10 protein-coding genes are annotated in these 16,249 nt (G+C 72.3%); 5 read left to right on the forward strand and 5 right to left on the reverse strand.

All coding sequences use genetic code 11. The features are described 5' to 3' along the window. Positions 1-106 precede the first annotated feature (106 nt). Positions 107-1,051 (forward strand): GDP-L-fucose synthase family protein, encoded by a 945-nt coding sequence (locus tag ABD973_RS09180; RefSeq protein WP_125822552.1) that lies wholly within the window; start codon positions 107-109, stop codon positions 1,049-1,051. A 17-nt stretch (positions 1,052-1,068) separates the two neighbouring features. Here ABD973_RS09180 and ABD973_RS09185 read toward each other — a convergent pair whose 3' ends face one another. Continuing rightward, positions 1,069-2,556 (reverse strand): sugar transferase, encoded by a 1,488-nt coding sequence (locus ABD973_RS09185; RefSeq protein WP_345499723.1) that lies wholly within the window; start codon positions 2,554-2,556, stop codon positions 1,069-1,071. A gap of 382 nt (positions 2,557-2,938) precedes the next feature. Between ABD973_RS09185 and ABD973_RS09190 the strand changes: the two genes are divergently transcribed. Further along, complete coding sequence (locus ABD973_RS09190; RefSeq protein WP_125602902.1) at positions 2,939-5,212, forward strand: M4 family metallopeptidase; 2,274 nt, start codon at positions 2,939-2,941, stop codon at positions 5,210-5,212. A gap of 105 nt (positions 5,213-5,317) precedes the next feature. Here ABD973_RS09190 and ABD973_RS09195 read toward each other — a convergent pair whose 3' ends face one another. Both ABD973_RS09195 and ABD973_RS09200 read right to left on the reverse strand, forming a co-directional pair. Beyond that, entirely contained in the window at positions 5,318-5,803 is a 486-nt protein-coding gene (locus ABD973_RS09195; protein WP_125822550.1) for a hypothetical protein, read from the reverse strand. Positions 5,804-6,005: 202 nt separating this feature from the next. After that, entirely contained in the window at positions 6,006-7,535 is a 1,530-nt protein-coding gene (locus ABD973_RS09200; protein WP_125822549.1) for an MFS transporter, read from the reverse strand. A gap of 142 nt (positions 7,536-7,677) precedes the next feature. On the opposite strand from ABD973_RS09200, the gene ABD973_RS09205 reads away from it, so the two are divergent. Further along, the gene (locus ABD973_RS09205; protein WP_164720962.1) at positions 7,678-8,679 is read left to right on the forward strand and encodes an Lrp/AsnC family transcriptional regulator; all 1,002 of its coding nucleotides are present in this window, start codon (positions 7,678-7,680) and stop codon (positions 8,677-8,679) included. Positions 8,680-8,707: 28 nt separating this feature from the next. On the opposite strand, the gene glgP is transcribed toward ABD973_RS09205, so the two are convergent. Together glgP and ABD973_RS09215 are read right to left on the reverse strand one after the other, a co-directional pair. After that, entirely contained in the window at positions 8,708-11,344 is a 2,637-nt protein-coding gene (glgP, locus tag ABD973_RS09210) for an alpha-glucan family phosphorylase (protein ID WP_345499729.1), read from the reverse strand. Positions 11,345-11,588: 244 nt separating this feature from the next. Further along, the gene (locus tag ABD973_RS09215; RefSeq protein WP_125822547.1) at positions 11,589-12,188 is read right to left on the reverse strand and encodes a GNAT family N-acetyltransferase; all 600 of its coding nucleotides are present in this window, start codon (positions 12,186-12,188) and stop codon (positions 11,589-11,591) included. Positions 12,189-12,529: 341 nt separating this feature from the next. On the opposite strand from ABD973_RS09215, the gene ABD973_RS09220 reads away from it, so the two are divergent. Together ABD973_RS09220 and treS are read left to right on the forward strand one after the other, a co-directional pair. Then, complete coding sequence (locus ABD973_RS09220) at positions 12,530-14,527, forward strand: alpha-1,4-glucan--maltose-1-phosphate maltosyltransferase (RefSeq protein ID WP_125822546.1); 1,998 nt, start codon at positions 12,530-12,532, stop codon at positions 14,525-14,527. Then, positions 14,521-16,227 carry a maltose alpha-D-glucosyltransferase gene (gene treS, locus ABD973_RS09225; RefSeq protein WP_125603012.1) on the forward strand — a complete coding sequence of 569 codons (1,707 nt, stop codon included), beginning with the start codon at positions 14,521-14,523 and terminating at the stop codon, positions 16,225-16,227. The genes ABD973_RS09220 and treS overlap by 7 nt, the downstream gene beginning before the upstream one ends. The last annotated feature ends 22 nt before the right edge of the window (positions 16,228-16,249 follow it).

Genomic DNA, 16,249 nt, shown 5'->3' on the forward strand with positions numbered 1-16,249 from the left:
AACGGCGCGGCGGCCGAACGACGGCCCCAGGGCGGCAACCCGAGGCCCCGGACGCGCAGCCCGGCCCCACGAAATCCGCGGCCAGCGGACTGGCATCATCGGCGGTATGACAAGCACCCCGCCCCTCCTCCCCCCGCACGCCCGCGTCTTCGTCGCCGGACACCGCGGCCTCGTGGGGTCCGCGGTCGCGCGCCGCCTCACCGCCGACGGCCACGAGGTGCTCACGCGCGGCCGCGCCGACCTCGACCTGCGCGACGCCGCGGCGACGGAGGCGTACCTGCGCGACGTCCGCCCGGACGCGGTGGTGCTGGCCGCCGCGAAGGTCGGCGGGATCATGGCGAACAGCACGTACCCCGTGCAGTTCCTGGAGGACAACCTCAGGATCCAGCTCAGCGTCATCGCGGGCGCGCACGCGGCCGGCGTGGGCCGCCTGCTGTTCCTCGGCTCCTCCTGCATCTACCCGAAGCTGGCCCCGCAGCCGATCACCGAGGACGCCCTGCTGACGGGCCCCCTGGAGCCCACCAACGAGGCCTACGCCCTCGCGAAGATCGCCGGGATCGTGCAGGTCCAGTCGTACCGCAAGCAGTACGGGGCCTCGTTCGTCTCGGCCATGCCCACGAACCTCTACGGCCCGGGCGACAACTTCGACCTCCAGTCCTCGCACGTGCTGCCGGCGCTGATCCGCCGCTTCCACGAGGCGGCCGCTGAGGGGCGCGAGGAGGTCGTCCTCTGGGGCAGCGGCACCCCGCGCCGGGAGTTCCTGCACGTGGACGACCTGGCGGCCGCCTGCGCGGTGCTGCTGGAACGCTACGACGGCGACGAGCCCGTCAACATCGGCTGCGGCGAGGACCTCACCATCAGGGAGCTGGCCGAGACGGTCGCCGAGGTCACCGGCTTCCGGGGCCGGCTGGCCTGGGACACCTCCAAGCCGGACGGGACCCCGCGCAAGCTGCTCGACGTGTCCCGTCTGGCCTCGCTGGGCTGGAAGCCGGGCATCGCGCTGCGGGACGGGATCGACGCCACCTACCGCTGGTGGCTCGACCAGGACTGACGTCACCGCACGTCCCCTCAGTACGCTCCGCGGCCGTCGACCACGGCGCGGAGCGTACGGCCCATCACGTCGACATCGCTGGTGAAGGACCAGTTGTCCACGTACTGCAGGTCGAGCTGAATCGTTTCGTCCCAGGACAGGTCCGACCGCCCGCTGATCTGCCACAGGCCGGTCATCCCGGGCCGCACGGTGAGCCGGCGCAGCTCGACCTCGTCGTACTCCGCCACCTCCTCGGGCAGCGGCGGGCGGGGGCCGACCAGCGACATGCTGCCCGTCAGCACGTTGACCAGCTGGGGCAGTTCGTCGAGGGAGGTGCGGCGCAGCAGCCGGCCCACGCGGGTCACCCGGGGGTCGCGGCGCATCTTGAACATCGGGCCGTCGTTCTCGTTGGCCCCGGCCAGCCCGGCCTTGAGCCGGTCGGCGTCCGTCACCATCGTGCGGAACTTCCACATGACGAAGGGCACCCCGTCCCGGCCGACGCGGCGCTGGCTGTAGAAGGCGGGCCCCTTCGAGCCGAGGCGGATGGCCAGGACGAGCGCGAGGAACAGCGGCGACAGCAGCAGCAGCCCGACGGCCGCCCCCACCCGGTCGAGCACGGCCTTGAGCAGGGGCTGCACCCCCCGCCGTACGGGCGGCGCGACCCGCAGGACGGCGAGCCCGCCCGCCGACAGGGTCTCCAGCCGCTTGACGGACACCTCCACCAGGCCCGGGAAGACGGCCAGTTCGAGGCCCTCGTCGTGCAGGGCCCAGGCCACCCGCCGCAGCCGCTCCCCCGCGAACCGCGCCCCGGGCGCCACCAGCACCAGCTCGGCGTGGTGGCGCCGGACGGCGCGCAGCACGGCGGACGCGTCCCGGTTCGGCGCCTTGGGCATCGAGGCGTCCAGCCTGGCCGCGACGGGGATGCCGCCGGAGAGGGGGCCCCCGCCGACCGGGACGAGGCCGACGGCGACGTACGGGTGGTCGGTGCGCGTGGCGAGGTGCGCGATGACGTGCTCGGCGGCGGCGGGCTCGCCGACCACCAGCACCCGGCTGACGGCCTGCGCCTCACGACGGGCCGCGGACAGGTGGCGGTACGTCAGTTTGCGGCAGGCGACGGTGACGAGGAGTGCGGGCAGCAGGGCGCCGAGGGCTGCGAGGCGGGGGGTCTCCTCCGCGGTCACCACGCGGACCACGGCCAGGACGCCGATCAGAATCAGCCAGTCGTGCAGTACGGGGAGCACTCCGCGGGACTCTCCGAGCACCCGGTCCGCGTACCGCCGGCGCAGCGCCTGCACTCCGGTCCAGGCGAGGGCCGCGCCGAGGGCGCAGTGCAGGGGTCTGGCCTGCCCGGCGGCGTCGAAGACCAGGCCGACGGGCACGGCGGCGCCGACGAGGTCGGCCGTGACGGCCACGGGCAGGTACCACCGTGCCTTGTCCCCGAGCCGCCGCGGCGGGACCGCCGCCGGCCCCTGGGGCCCGGCCGCCCCGGAGGCCTCTCTTTGCTCAGGAAAACGGACATGCCTCATGGTCCCCCCTGGCACGTGGTCTGTTTCGATGCCTCCTGTCCACTGCTTCCCCTGACAGCGAACACGTGGAGCACCGGGAAACAGTACGACAAACACCCGTACGGTAAATGCCGTTCGGGTTAACGGGACCCCTTGTTGCCCAAGTGTTAACAGCCGGTAGCAACCGTTCCGGCCGTCGGCGGTTCCCCTCCCACACAAAGGTGAATGGTTCGGATACCGGATACGTATCTTCGGACAACGAACTGTTTCCGGCCAACCTTTTGATGTGGCCCTGACATCGGGGCAAACAGCTGGCACTCTTCGATCCGTTCATCGCACCAGCCCTGATCTGCCCGGAGGCCCACCCAGCCATCCGGAACCCCCCTTGCAGAAGGAGTCTGCGTTGAGTCCCACCCCCCAGCGGCGTGCCACTGCGGCCGGCGCCCTCATAGCCGCGGCCGCCCTGATCGCCGTAGGCATGCAGGCCGGTACCGCCACCGCCGCCGCCGACGCCAACGCGTCGCAGGCCCGCACCGCTGCCCAGCCCAACCCGGGCGCGGCGGCCGCCAAACTCAGCGCTTCGGAGCGTGCGACGCTCCTGGCCGAGGCCAACTCGACCACCGCCCAGGCCGCCAAGGCGCTCGGCCTCGGTGGCGGCGAGAAGCTGGTCGTCCGCGATGTGGTCAAGGACGCGGACGGCACCACGCACACCACGTACGAGCGGACCTACGACGGTCTGCCCGTGCTCGGCGGTGACCTCACCGTCCACGCCAAGGACGGCGTCACCAAGAGCGTGACCAAGGCGACCCAGCACGAGATCAAGGTCTCGGACACGAACGCCACCGTCACCCCGTCCGCCGCCGAGGGCCAGGCCGTTTCGGCTGCGAACGCCGAGGGCTCCAAGCAGACCAAGGCCGACAAGGGCGCCCGCAAGGTGATCTGGGCGGCCGAAGGCGTCCCGGTCCTCGCCTTCGAGACCGTCGTCGGCGGCCTCCAGGACGACGGCACCCCGAGCCAGCTGCACGTGATCACCAACGCCAAGACCGGCGCGAAGATCACCCAGTGGCAGGGCGTCCAGACCGGCACCGGCAACACGCAGTACAGCGGTCAGGTCACCCTCGGCACCTCGCAGTCGGGCAGCAACTGGACGCTCACCGACGCCGGCCGCGGCAGCCACAAGACCTACAACCTGAACCGGGGCACCTCCGGCACCGGCACCCTGTTCTCCGGCCCGGACGACATCTGGGGCAACGGTCTCGCCTCCAACGCGGAGACCGCCGGCGCGGACGCCCACTACGGCGCCCAGGTCACGTGGGACTACTACAAGAACGTCCACGGCCGCAACGGCCTGCGCAACGACGGCGTGGCCCCCTACACCCGGGTCCACTACGGCAACGCGTACGTCAACGCCTTCTGGGACGACTCCTGCTTCTGCATGACCTACGGCGACGGCGAGGGCAACAACAAGCCGCTCACCTCGACCGACGTGGCCGCGCACGAGATGACCCACGGCCTCACCTCGGTCACCGGCAACATGACCTACAGCGGTGAGTCCGGCGGTCTGAACGAGGCCACCTCCGACATCATGGCGGCGGCGGTCGAGTTCTACGCCAACAACCCCCAGGACGTCGGCGACTACCTGGTCGGCGAGAAGATCGACATCAACGGCAACGGCACCCCGCTGCGCTACATGGACAAGCCGAGCAAGGACGGCGGCTCCAAGGACGCGTGGTACTCGGGCATCGGCGGCATCGACGTCCACTACTCCTCGGGTCCGGCGAACCACTGGTTCTACCTGGCCTCCGAGGGCTCCGGCGCGAAGGTCATCAACGGCGTGAGCTACGACTCGCCGACCTCCGACGGCCTGCCCGTCACCGCGATCGGCCGTGACGCCGCCGCGAAGATCTGGTTCCGCGCGCTGACGGTGGGCTACTTCAAGTCCAACACCAACTACGCCGACGCCCGCGTCCAGACGCTGAAGGCCGCCGCCGACCTGTACGGCCAGGGTTCGGCCACGTACAACAACGTCGCCAACGCCTGGGCCGCCATCAACGTCGGCCCGCGCATCAACGACGGCGTGACGGTCACCGCGATCGCCAACCAGACCACCCAGATCAACACCGCGGTGAGCCTCCAGGTCCAGGCGACCAGCACCAACCCGGGCGCCCTGACCTACTCGGCCACCGGCCTGCCGGCCGGCCTGTCGATCAACTCCTCGACCGGTCTGATCTCCGGTACGGCGACCACCGCGGGCACGTCCAACGTGACCGTCACGGTGACCGACTCCGCGTCCAAGACAGGCACGGCGTCCTTCACCTGGACCGTCGGCACCGCGCAGCAGAACGTGTTCGAGAACACGAACGACTACGCGATCGCCGACAACGCGACCGTCGAGTCCCCGATCACGGTGACCCGCACCGGCAACGCGCCGAGCACCCTCAAGGTGGACGTCAACATCGTCCACACCTACATCGGTGACCTGAAGGTCGACCTGGTCGCGCCCGACGGCTCCGTCTACAACCTGCACAACCGTTCCGGCGGCAGTGCGGACAACATCGTCAAGAGCTACACGGTGAACGCCTCCTCCGAGGTCGCCCAGGGCGTCTGGAAGCTCCGGGTCAACGACAACGCGAGCCTGGACACCGGCAAGATCGACAGCTGGAAGCTCACCTTCTGACCCCCTCGGGGCAGGAAGTGAACCACCGCTGAAGCGCTGAAACCACGGGGCCGCCCGGGAGGAAACCTCCCCGGGCGGCCCTGTCCCATGCGGCGGGACGGTTGGTCAGCCGATCGAACGGAAGACGTCGTTCATGAAGTCGCCGGGGGTCATCGAGCGGCCCTGGCCGGGGCGGACCATGCTGCGGTCGTCGTCGTCCCAGTCGTCGTCGCCGTCGTGGCGGCCGTGGTGGTGCTCGTCCGGCTTGAGGAAGACCGAGCGGGCGTTCAGGTCGCGCGCGTGCTCGCCCGGGCGCAGCACCTCCTGGGCCTCGCCGCCGCAGCTGTCACCCCGGAAGACGAGGACCAGCGCGTCCGTGTCGTTCTGCACCGCGAAGGCGGGATGGTTGCGGCTGGTGCCCGTCAGCCGGTAGCAGGTGTCGAGGTCGGCCGGCTCGATCGTCCTGCGGCGCACGTCCCCGTCGTCGTCCGTGAAGCGGTAGTGGATCTCGCCGAGGTCGTGGCGGTCATGGGCCAGGGACTGGCCGGCGGCCGGGAGGACCAGCGCGAAGGAGGCGAGGAGCGCGGCCGCGGCGGTGGAGCGAAGACGCATGTGAGGGTCCATTCCTGGGGGCATGGGGGGCTCGGGGGGCGTGGGGACCGGGTCCGGTGGACGTCCGCGGGCAGCCTAGGAGCGGACCGCCCGCCGACGGCCCCGCCATGCACAGTGCGTTCGAAGGTTCACCCTCCCGGGGAGCCCCCCGGAACAGCCCGGCGCCCGTACGGCGGTAAGGCCGTACGGGCGCCGGGGCGGCTCAGGCGGAGGTCCGCCCGGACGCGGGAGCGGCGGCCGGAGCACCCGCCGGAGCACCACCCTGCGCCGGGACCGGGGTCCCGGCCGCGGCCGGGCGCCGGACCAGCAGCGCCACCGCCAGCGCGCCCGCCAGGCCCATCGCCCCCGAGACCAGGAAGGTGTCCCGCAGCCCGCTCGCGAAGGCCGCGTCGACCCACTCCCGCGCCCCCGGCGCCGCCAGCAGCCGCCCCGCCCCGCCGGAGGCCAGGGCGTCGGCGAGCTCCCGGGGCCGCCCGCCGAGCCCGTCCGCCAGCCCGGCGTGGAACACCGCGCCCAGCACCGCGATCCCCAGCGCGGTGCCCAGCTGCCGCGCGGTGTTCAGCACGCCGCCGGCCATGCCCGCCCGGGCCGGGGCCACCGCCCCCATCGCGGTGGCCGCCAGCGCCGGGGTCGCCATGCCCACCCCGACACCGCTGACCAGCAGCCCGGGAGCCAGCGCGGTCCAGCCGTCGCCCGCGTCCAGCATCCACGCCTGGAGCAGCGCGCCGGCCCCGATCAGCAGCAGCCCGCCGCCGATGGTCAGCCGGGGCGACGCCCCGTGCAGCAGCCGCCCGGCCAGCGCCGCGACGACGAAGCCGGCGAGGCTCATCGGCAGCAGCACCAGGCCGCCGCCCACCGGGCTCATCCCCTCGGCGGACTGCAGCCAGAGGGAGACGTACATCAGGTACGAGAACGCCGCGCCGGACAGCAGCAGTCCGGCGGCCATCACCGCCACGAAGACCGGGCTGCGGAAGAGCGACAGGTCCAGCATCGGGCGCGCGCCGCGCAGTTCGACGAGGACGAAGGCGGCGAAGGCGGCCGCCGCGAGGCCGAACAGCCCGAGGGTGGCGGCCGAGGTCCAGCCGTTCTCCCCGACCCGGATCAGGGCGTACGTCAGGGCCGCGGCCCCGACGGTGAAGGTGGCCATGCCGGGCAGGTCGAGCCCCCGTGCACGCGGGTCGCGGGACTCGGCCACCGCCTTCAGGGTCACCCAGACGGCCAGCGCGCAGACGGGGAGGTTGATGAAGAAGATCCAGCGCCAGCCGAAGTGCTCGGTCAGCAGCCCGCCGATGACCGGGCCGGCGGCGGCCGCGGCACCGTTGACCGCACCCCACACGCCGAAGGCGACGCCCCGGTCGCGGCCCTGGTAGGCGGCACTGAGCAGGGCCATGGTGGTGGCGAACATGGCCGCGCCGCCGACGCCCTGCACGGCGCGGAAGGTGATCAGGGCGGCCGGACCGTCCGCGATCCCGCAGGCGAGGGAGGAGGCGGCGAACAGCACCAGTCCGCCGAGGTAGACGCGGCGGCGGCCGATCCGGTCGGCGAGCGAGCCCGCGCCGAGCAGCAGGGCGGCCAGGGCGAGGGCGTAGACGTCCATCACCCACTGGAGGCCGGCGAAGTCGGTGCGCATGTCGGCGGCCATGTCCGGGAGGGCGACGGTCACGATGGTGACGTCGACCAGGAGCATGAAGGCCCCGAGGCACACCGCCGTCAGCGGCAGCCACTTACGCATGGGGGGTCTCCTCGTGTCGGGGGGGGTGGGGCGGGGAGCGCCCCCGCCTGCCACCACGCTCGCAGCGGCCGCCCCGGAACCCCACCCACAGACCTCTTCGTGCCGGATTTCCCTCATGGGCGGAGCCGTCATGATGGAAACCATGAATGACGAGCAGCTGGACGGTATCGACCGTTCCCTGATCCAGGCCCTGGTGATCGACGGCCGGGCCCCCTTCAGCCGGATCGCCGAGGTGCTGGACGTCTCCGACCAGACCGTCGTACGCCGCTACCGGCGGCTGCGGAGCGCCGGGCTGGTCCGCGTCGTCGGGCTGCCGGTGGGCAGCCGCGTCGGGCTGTTCGAGTCCTGGCTGCGGATCCAGTGCGCCCCCGACGCGGCGCTGCCGGTGGCCGAGGCGCTCGCCCGGCGCCCGGACATCGCCTGGGTGACCCTGAACTCCGGCGGCACGGAGATCCACTGCATGACCCGGGCCCGTACCCGCAGGGACCGCGACGCCCTGCTGCTGGACAAGCTGCCGCGCACCCGCCGGGTCACCGGGATCAGCGCCCACACCATCCTGCGCAAGTTCTTCGGCGGACCCGACGCGTGGGCGGGCGTCGACGAGCTGCGCCCCGACCAGATCGCGGCCCTCCACCGCCCCCGGGCCGAGCCCGGCCCGCAGCGGTACGTCCTCGACGCGGCGGAGTCGGCGCTGCTGGCGGTCCTGGGCCGGGACGGCCGCGCGGGGTATCCGGAGCTGGCGCGGGCCACCGGGCTGTCGGAGTCCACCGCCCGGCGGCGGCTGGAGCGGCTGCGGGACCTCGGGGCGCTCTTCTTCGACGTGGAGTTCGTGCCCGAACTGTTCGGCTACGAGGCGGAGGCGACGCTGGTGCTGACCGTGCCGCCGGCCCGGCTGGCGGAGGTGGGGAACGCGCTGGCCGACCACCGCGAGGTGCCCTTCGCGGCGGCCGTGACCGGGGCGGCCTCCCTGATGGCGGTGGTGGTGTGCCGGGACACCGACGCCCTCTACACCTACCTGACCGAGAAGATCGGCGCGGTGGACGGGGTGGGCCAGGTGGAGGTGATCCCGGCCCTGCGCAGCGTGAAGCGGGCCGGGATGCTGGTCGAGGACGGGCGGCTGGTGGATCCGCCGCCCGCCCCCTGAGGCCGCCCGGCCCCGCCCGCCGCCGCGGTCAGCGCAGCAGTACGCCGCCCGGCGCGTCGGTGTCCACCGGGGCCGCAACCAGACCCAGTTCGGCCGGGGTCGCCAGCAGCGGATGCGTCGGCAGGATCCGCACGGTGTAGCCGAAGGGCCCGGTCCGGTCGAGCGCGAGCGGGCCCTCGTACACCCAGCGCCCCTCCATGTCGGGCCCGGCGGCGGGCTTGAGCGGGAAGGCCCGCCCGTCCCGGATCACGTCCTGGGCGTCGACCCGCCCGGCGACGGCCTGCACCTCCACGTCCTCCGGCGCGAGGGCGTCCAGCGCGACCCGCACCCGCAGCGTGAGGGTGGCGCCCAGTTCGGCGGTGCCCCCGACGGGCGCGGCGGCGACGGCCTCCACGTGCTCGACGGCCACCCGCGGCCACGAGGCCCGGATCCTCCCCTTCCACCAGGCCAGCTCCTGCGCGGCGTCGGGGGTCAGGGCCCGGTGGGAGAGCGTGGCCGGGGCGTAGAGGCGTTCCACGTATTCCCGCACCATCCGCCCCGCGAGCACCTTCGGGCCCAGGGACACCAGGGTGCGCCGGACCATCTCGATCCACCGCACCGGCAGCCCGGCCCGCCCGTCCCGGTCGTAGAAGCGGGGAGCGACCCGCTCCTCGATCAGTTCGTAGAGGGCTCCGGCCTCCAGGTCGTCGCGGCGTTCCTCGTCCGTGCCGAGCCCGTCGGCGGTGGGGATGGCCCAGCCGAAGTCGGGCTCGAACCACTCGTCCCACCAGCCGTCCAGCACCGACAGGTTGAGGCAGCCGTTGAGGGCGGCCTTCATCCCGCTGGTGCCGCAGGCCTCCAGCGGGCGCAGCGGGTTGTTCAGCCAGACGTCGCAGCCCGGGTAGAGCTTCTGTGCCATGGCCATGCCGTAGTCGGGCAGGAACACGATGCGGTGGCGCACCCGCGGGTCGTCGGAGAAGCGGACCAGTTCCTGCACGAGCCGCTTGCCGCCGTCGTCGGCCGGGTGCGCCTTGCCGGCGACCACGATCTGCACCGGGCGGTCCGGGTGCAGCAGCAGCCGGCGCAGCCGCTCCGGGTCGCGCAGCATCAGCGTGAGCCGCTTGTACGAGGGCACGCGGCGGGCGAAGCCGATGGTCAGCACGTCCGGGTCGAGGACGCCGTCGACCCAGCCGAGTTCGGCGTCGGCGGCCCCACGCTGCTTCCAGGAGGCGCGCAGCCGGTCGCGGACCTCCTGGACGAGCTGCTCGCGCAGGGTCCGGCGTACGTCCCACACGTCCTGGTCGGCGATCTGCGCGACGGCGTCCCAGCGGGCGGAGGCGCCCACGGCGAGGGCGTCCTCGGTGCGTCCCGCCCCGATCTGGCGGGCGCCGAGCCGCATGACCTCGGGGGCGACCCAGGTCGGGGCGTGGACGCCGTTGGTCACGGAGGTGATGGGCACGTCGGCGGGGTCGAAGCCCGGCCAGAGCCCGGCGAACATGCCCCGGCTGACCGCGCCGTGGAGGGTGGAGACCCCGTTGGCGCGCTGGGCGAGCCGCAGGCCCATCACGGCCATGTTGAAGACCCCGGGGTCGCCGCCGGGGTAGGACTCGGCGCCCAGTTCCAGGATCCGTTCGACGGGTACGCCGGGCAGTTCGCCGCCGTCGCCGAAGTGGCGGGCGACGAGCGAGCGCTCGAAGCGGTCGATGCCGGCGGGCACGGGGGTGTGGGTGGTGAACACGGTCCCGGCCCGCACGGCTTCGACGGCGGCGTCGAAGCCGAGGCCCTGCTCGACGTCCAGTTCCCTTATGCGTTCCAGTCCGAGGAAGCCGGCGTGTCCCTCGTTGGTGTGAAACACCTCGGGTTCGGCGTGGCCGGTGATCCGGCAGTACGTCCGCACGGCGCGGACGCCGCCGATGCCGAGCAGCATCTCCTGGAGGAGGCGGTGGTCGCTGCCGCCGCCGTAGAGCCGGTCGGTCACCTCGCGGGCGCCGGCGTCGTTGTCCTCGACGTCGGAGTCGAGCAGGAGCAGCGGCACCCGGCCGACGCGGGCCTGCCAGATGTGCGCGTGCAACGACCTCCCGCCGGGCAGGGTGAGCGCCACCCGGGCGGGGACGCCGTCCTCGTGGCGCAGGAGGGACAGGGGCAGCTCGTGGGGGTCGAGCACCGGGTAGTGCTCCTGCTGCCAGCCGTCGCGGGAGAGGGACTGGCGGAAGTAGCCGTGCCGGTAGAGCAGGCCGACGCCGATGACGGGGACGCCGAGGTCGCTGGCGGCCTTGAGGTGGTCCCCGGCGAGGATCCCGAGGCCGCCGGAGTACTGGGGCAGGGCGGCGGTGATGCCGAACTCGGGGGAGAAGTAGGCGATGGCGGCGGGGAAATCGGCGGCGTTCTCGTTGGTCTGGTACCACCTGCCGCCGTGGAGGTAGTCGTCGAGGTCGGCGGCGGTCACGGCCAGCCGGCGCAGGAACCGCCGGTCGGCGGCGAGTTCCTCCAGCCGGGAGGCCGGTACGGCGCCGAGCAGCCGGACGGGGTCGCCGCCGGCGGCCTGCCAGCCCTCGGGGTCGACGGATTGGAAGAGTTCGCGGGTTTCCGTATGCCAAGACCAGCGCAGGTTGCGCGCGAGGTCGGCGAGCGGCATGAGGGGTTCGGGGAGGACGGGGCGCACGGTGAATCGACGGATAGCCTTCACACGTTCCACCTTCGCAGGGGATGACGGATCGGAGCGACCGCACCACGCTGTGCACCCGCGCGTCGCATCCCGGAAGGCTAGCCGCGGAACCGCGCGGCGGCCATGGCGCCTCCCGCACCGCGCCGTCCCGCGCCTTCGTGTCGCGTCCCGTCCCGCACCGCCGCGCCCGGGCCCGCCGCGCCCGGGCCCGCCGCGCCCGGTCCCGCCCCGCCGCGCCGCGCCCGGTCCCGCCGCGCCCGGTCCGTCAGGCGTCCGTCGCGAGGCGGGCGTGCAGGTGCTCGTCGTGCCAGCCGTCGGCGTGCCGCAGGGCGCCGCGCATGGTGCCCTCCAGCGGGAAGCCAGCCTTCAGCGCGACGGCGCAGGACGCCGGGTTGGCCACCGAGTGGCAGATCCGCTGCCGGTGCAGGCCCGCTTCGCGAAAGCCCCAGCCGGCCACCGCGGCCACCCCCTGCGGCATGACGCCCCGCCCGCGCCCGGCCGGCAGCAGCCAGTACAGGAACTCCGCGGCCGCGCCCTCCGGGTCGAAGTCGGCGAGCCCGATCAGGCCGACGGCCGGGGCGGCCGGCTCCGCCGACACGGCCCAGACCGCCGCCGCCCGCTCTTCCCACCGCCGGTTCCAGCGGGCTATGCGGGCCGCCGCCGACTCCCGGGTCTCGGGCGCGGGCCGGTTCCAGTGCCGGATGTCGGGGTCCTCGTACGCGGTGACGAGCACGGGGGCGTCGGCTTCGCGCCAGGGCCGCAGCACCATCCCGCAGGGGAGGCCGAACACCGGCTGAGGGGCCCCGCCCCATGGGGCGGGAGGGGCTGTGGGGGCCTGCGTGACGAGGGTGTTTTCGCTGTCCATCGGTCCATCCTCACCGACTTGACGGAGCCTCGGCGGATGCGGGGCCGGGCCGAGCCGTTCCCCCTCCGCCCGCGTCCCACTACGTACGAGTAGTTAACCGACGGTGCGGATTGGGCGGGGTGAGAGTGGGAAGGGCTGAGCGGGTACACGCGGTACACGCACGGCGCACCCGCCCACAACCTTTCCCCGCCACCCGAGTGAACGCGGACAGGAGCGGCCATGCCCGCAGCCCAGCCGTCTTCCGAGCGGCTAGAAACAGAGCGAACAGAGCGTGCACTACCAGCCGCGATTCCGGCTGGACCGTCACCGAGCCCTGCGAACTGCCCCCAGGTGATCCCATCATGATCGGTCGCATTCCCGTGCTGGACGTCCGCCCCGCCGTCGACTGCGGCGCCAGACCCGCCAAGGCGGTCGTGGACGAGGTCTTCGAGATCTCCGCCACCGTGTTCCGAGAGGGCCACGACGCCGTCGCCGCCCATGTCGTACTGCGCGACCCGAGCGGGCGGCTGCGTCCGCCGGTGCCGTTGCGGGAACTGGCCCCCGGCACCGACCGGTGGGGGGCGCGGGTCTCCGCCGAGGTCGAGGGGAGGTGGACGTACACCGTCGAGGCGTGGAGCGACCCGGTCGCCACCTGGCGGGCCCACGCCGCCATCAAGATCCCGGCCGGCCTCGACACCGGGCTGACGCTCCTCGAAGGAGCGGAGCTCTACGAGCGGGCCGCGGCGAAGATCCCCAAGCGGGACGGCCGCGAGGCCGTACTGGCCGCGGCCGACGCGATGCGCGACGAGGACCGGCCGGCCGCGCTGCGGTACGAGGCGGCGCTCGCACCCGCGGTCGACGCGGCGCTGGCCCGCCGCCCGTACCGGGAGCTGGTCACGGCCGCCAAGCCGCTGCCGCTGCTCGTCGAACGCAAGCGGGCCCTCTTCGGATCCTGGTACGAGATGTTCCCCCGCTCGGAGGGAGCGGTGGTCGAGCCGGGCAGGGCCCCGGTCCACGGCACCTTCCGCACCGCCGCCGAACGGCTGCCGGCCATTGCCGCGATGGGCTTCGACGTCGTCTACCTGCCGCCGATCCACCCCATCGGCTCCACCTACCGCAAGGGCCCCAACAACACGCTTTCCGCGGGGAGTTGGGATCCGGGTGTGCCATGGGCCATCGGCTCCCCGGAGGGCGGGCACGACGCGGTCCACCCCGAGCTCGGCACCCTGGAGGACTTCGACGCCTTCGTGGCGCGCGCCCGCGACCTCCGGATGGAGATCGCCCTCGACTTCGCCCTCCAGTGCTCCCCCGACCACCCGTGGGTGGAGAAGCACCCGGAGTGGTTCCGCCACCGCGCCGACGGGACGATCGCGTACGCCGAGAACCCGCCGAAGAAGTACCAGGACATCTACCCGGTCCACTTCGACGCGGACATGGCCGGCATCGTCGAGGAGACGGTCCGGATCCTGCGGCACTGGATGGAGCACGGGGTCCGCATCTTCCGGGTCGACAACCCGCACACCAAGCCGGTCGTGTTCTGGCAGAAGGTTATCGCGGAGATCAACAAGTCCGACCCCGACGTGATCTTCCTGGCGGAAGCCTTCACCCGGCCCGCGATGATGCGCGCGCTCGCCTCCGTCGGCTTCCAGCAGTCGTACACGTACTTCACCTGGCGCAACACCAAGGCGGAGCTGACCGAGTACCTGACCGAGCTGTCCGGCGACCGCTCGGCGTCCGTGATGCGGCCGAACTTCTTCGTGAACACGCCCGACATCCTCCACGAGTACCTCCAGAAGGGCGGCCGGCCCGCCTTCGAGGTCCGGGCGGTCCTCGCCGCCACCCTCTCCCCCACCTGGGGCGTCTACGCGGGCTACGAGCTCTGCGAGAACACCCCGGTCCGGGAGGGCAGCGAGGAGTACCTGAACTCCGAGAAGTACGAGCTGCGTCCGCGCGACTGGGCCGCCGCCGACCGCGAGGGCCGTACGATCGCCCCCCTGATCACGGCCCTGAACCGGCTGCGCCGGCGCAACCCCGCCCTCCAGCAGCTGCGCGACATCCACTTCCACCCGACCGACAACGAACAGGTGATCGCCTATTCGAAGCACTCCGGCGGCAATTGCGTACTGGTGGTCGTCAACCTCGATCCGCACCACACCCAGGAGGCGACGGTCTCGTTGGACATGCCGGTACTCGGCCTCGACTGGCACGGGTCCCTCGCGGTGCGCGACGAGCTCACCGGCGATACCTATCACTGGGGCAGGGCGAACTACGTGCGCCTGGAACCGGGCCGTACTCCCGCGCACGTCCTGGCCGCCCTGCGACCGTCCCCGCCCACCGGAGGGTCACCCACCACATGCTGATCAACGATCCCGTCCACGACACCTTCGAGGACACCCCCGCCAAGGACCGCGACCCCGACTGGTTCAAGCGGGCGGTCTTCTACGAGGTCCTGGTCCGCTCCTTCCACGACAGCAACGGCGACGGCGTCGGTGACCTCAAGGGGCTCACCGCCAAGCTGGACTACCTCCAGTGGCTCGGCGTCGACTGCCTGTGGCTTCCGCCGTTCTTCGCCTCACCGCTGCGCGACGGCGGCTACGACGTCTCCGACTACACCTCCGTGCTGCCCGAGTTCGGCGACCTCGCCGACTTCGTGGAGTTCGTGGACGCCGCGCACAGCCGCGGCATGCGGGTGATCATCGACTTCGTCATGAACCACACCAGCGACCAGCACGAGTGGTTCCAGCAGTCGCGCAAGGACCCCGACGGGCCCTACGGCGACTACTACATGTGGGCCGACAACGACAAGCAGTACCAGGACGCCCGCATCATCTTCATCGACACCGAGACCTCCAACTGGACCTACGACCCCGTCCGCAAGCAGTACTACTGGCACCGCTTCTTCTCGCACCAGCCGGACCTCAACTTCGAGAACCCGGCCGTGCAGGAGGAGATCATCTCGGCGCTGCGGTTCTGGCTCGACCTCGGCATCGACGGGTTCCGCCTCGACGCCGTGCCCTACCTCTACGCCGAGGAGGGCACCAACTGCGAGAACCTGCCGCGCACCCACGAGCTCCTCAAGCGGGTCCGCGCCGAGATCGACGCGCACTACCCGGACACCGTGCTGCTCGCCGAGGCCAACCAGTGGCCCGAGGACGTCGTCGACTACTTCGGCGACTTCGCCAAGGGCGGGGACGAGTGCCACATGGCGTTCCACTTCCCCGTCATGCCGCGCATCTTCATGGCCGTGCGAAGAGAGTCGCGCTACCCCGTCTCCGAGATCCTGGCCAAGACCCCGGCGATCCCGGACGGCTGCCAGTGGGGCATCTTCCTGCGCAACCACGACGAGCTCACCCTCGAAATGGTCACGGACGAAGAACGCGACTACATGTACGCCGAGTACGCCAAGGACCCGCGGATGCGGGCCAACATCGGCATCCGGCGCCGGCTCGCCCCGCTCCTGGACAACGACCGCAACCAGATGGAGCTGTTCACCGCCCTGCTGCTGTCGCTGCCCGGCTCGCCGGTGCTCTACTACGGCGACGAGATCGGCATGGGCGACAACATCTGGCTCGGCGACCGCGACGGCGTACGCACCCCCATGCAGTGGACCCCGGACCGCAACGCCGGTTTCTCCTCCTGCGATCCGGGCAGGCTGAACCTGCCGGTCATCATGGACCCGGTCCACGGGTACCAGGTCACCAATGTCGAGGCGGCCATGGCGTCGCCCTCGTCACTGCTGCACTGGACCCGCAGGCTGATCGAGATCCGCAAGGCCAACCCGGCCTTCGGCCTCGGCTCGTACACCGAACTGCCCTCGTCCAACCCGGCGGTGCTCGCGTTCCTGCGCGAGTTCGGGGACGACCTGGTGCTGTGCGTGCACAACTTCTCCCGCTTCGCGCAGCCCACCGAACTGGACCTGAGGTCGTTCAACGGGCGGGTCCCGGTGGAGCTCACGGGAGACGTGCGCTTCCCGCCGATCGGCGAGTGGCCGTACCTGCTGACCCTGGCGGGCCACGGCTTCTACTGGTTCCGGCTCCGCAGCGACCAGCGCGCCGACTGACGGACCCGCTACGGGGCGGGCA

Source organism: Streptomyces racemochromogenes (assembly GCF_039535215.1).
GTDB classification, from domain to species: domain Bacteria; phylum Actinomycetota; class Actinomycetes; order Streptomycetales; family Streptomycetaceae; genus Streptomyces; species Streptomyces racemochromogenes.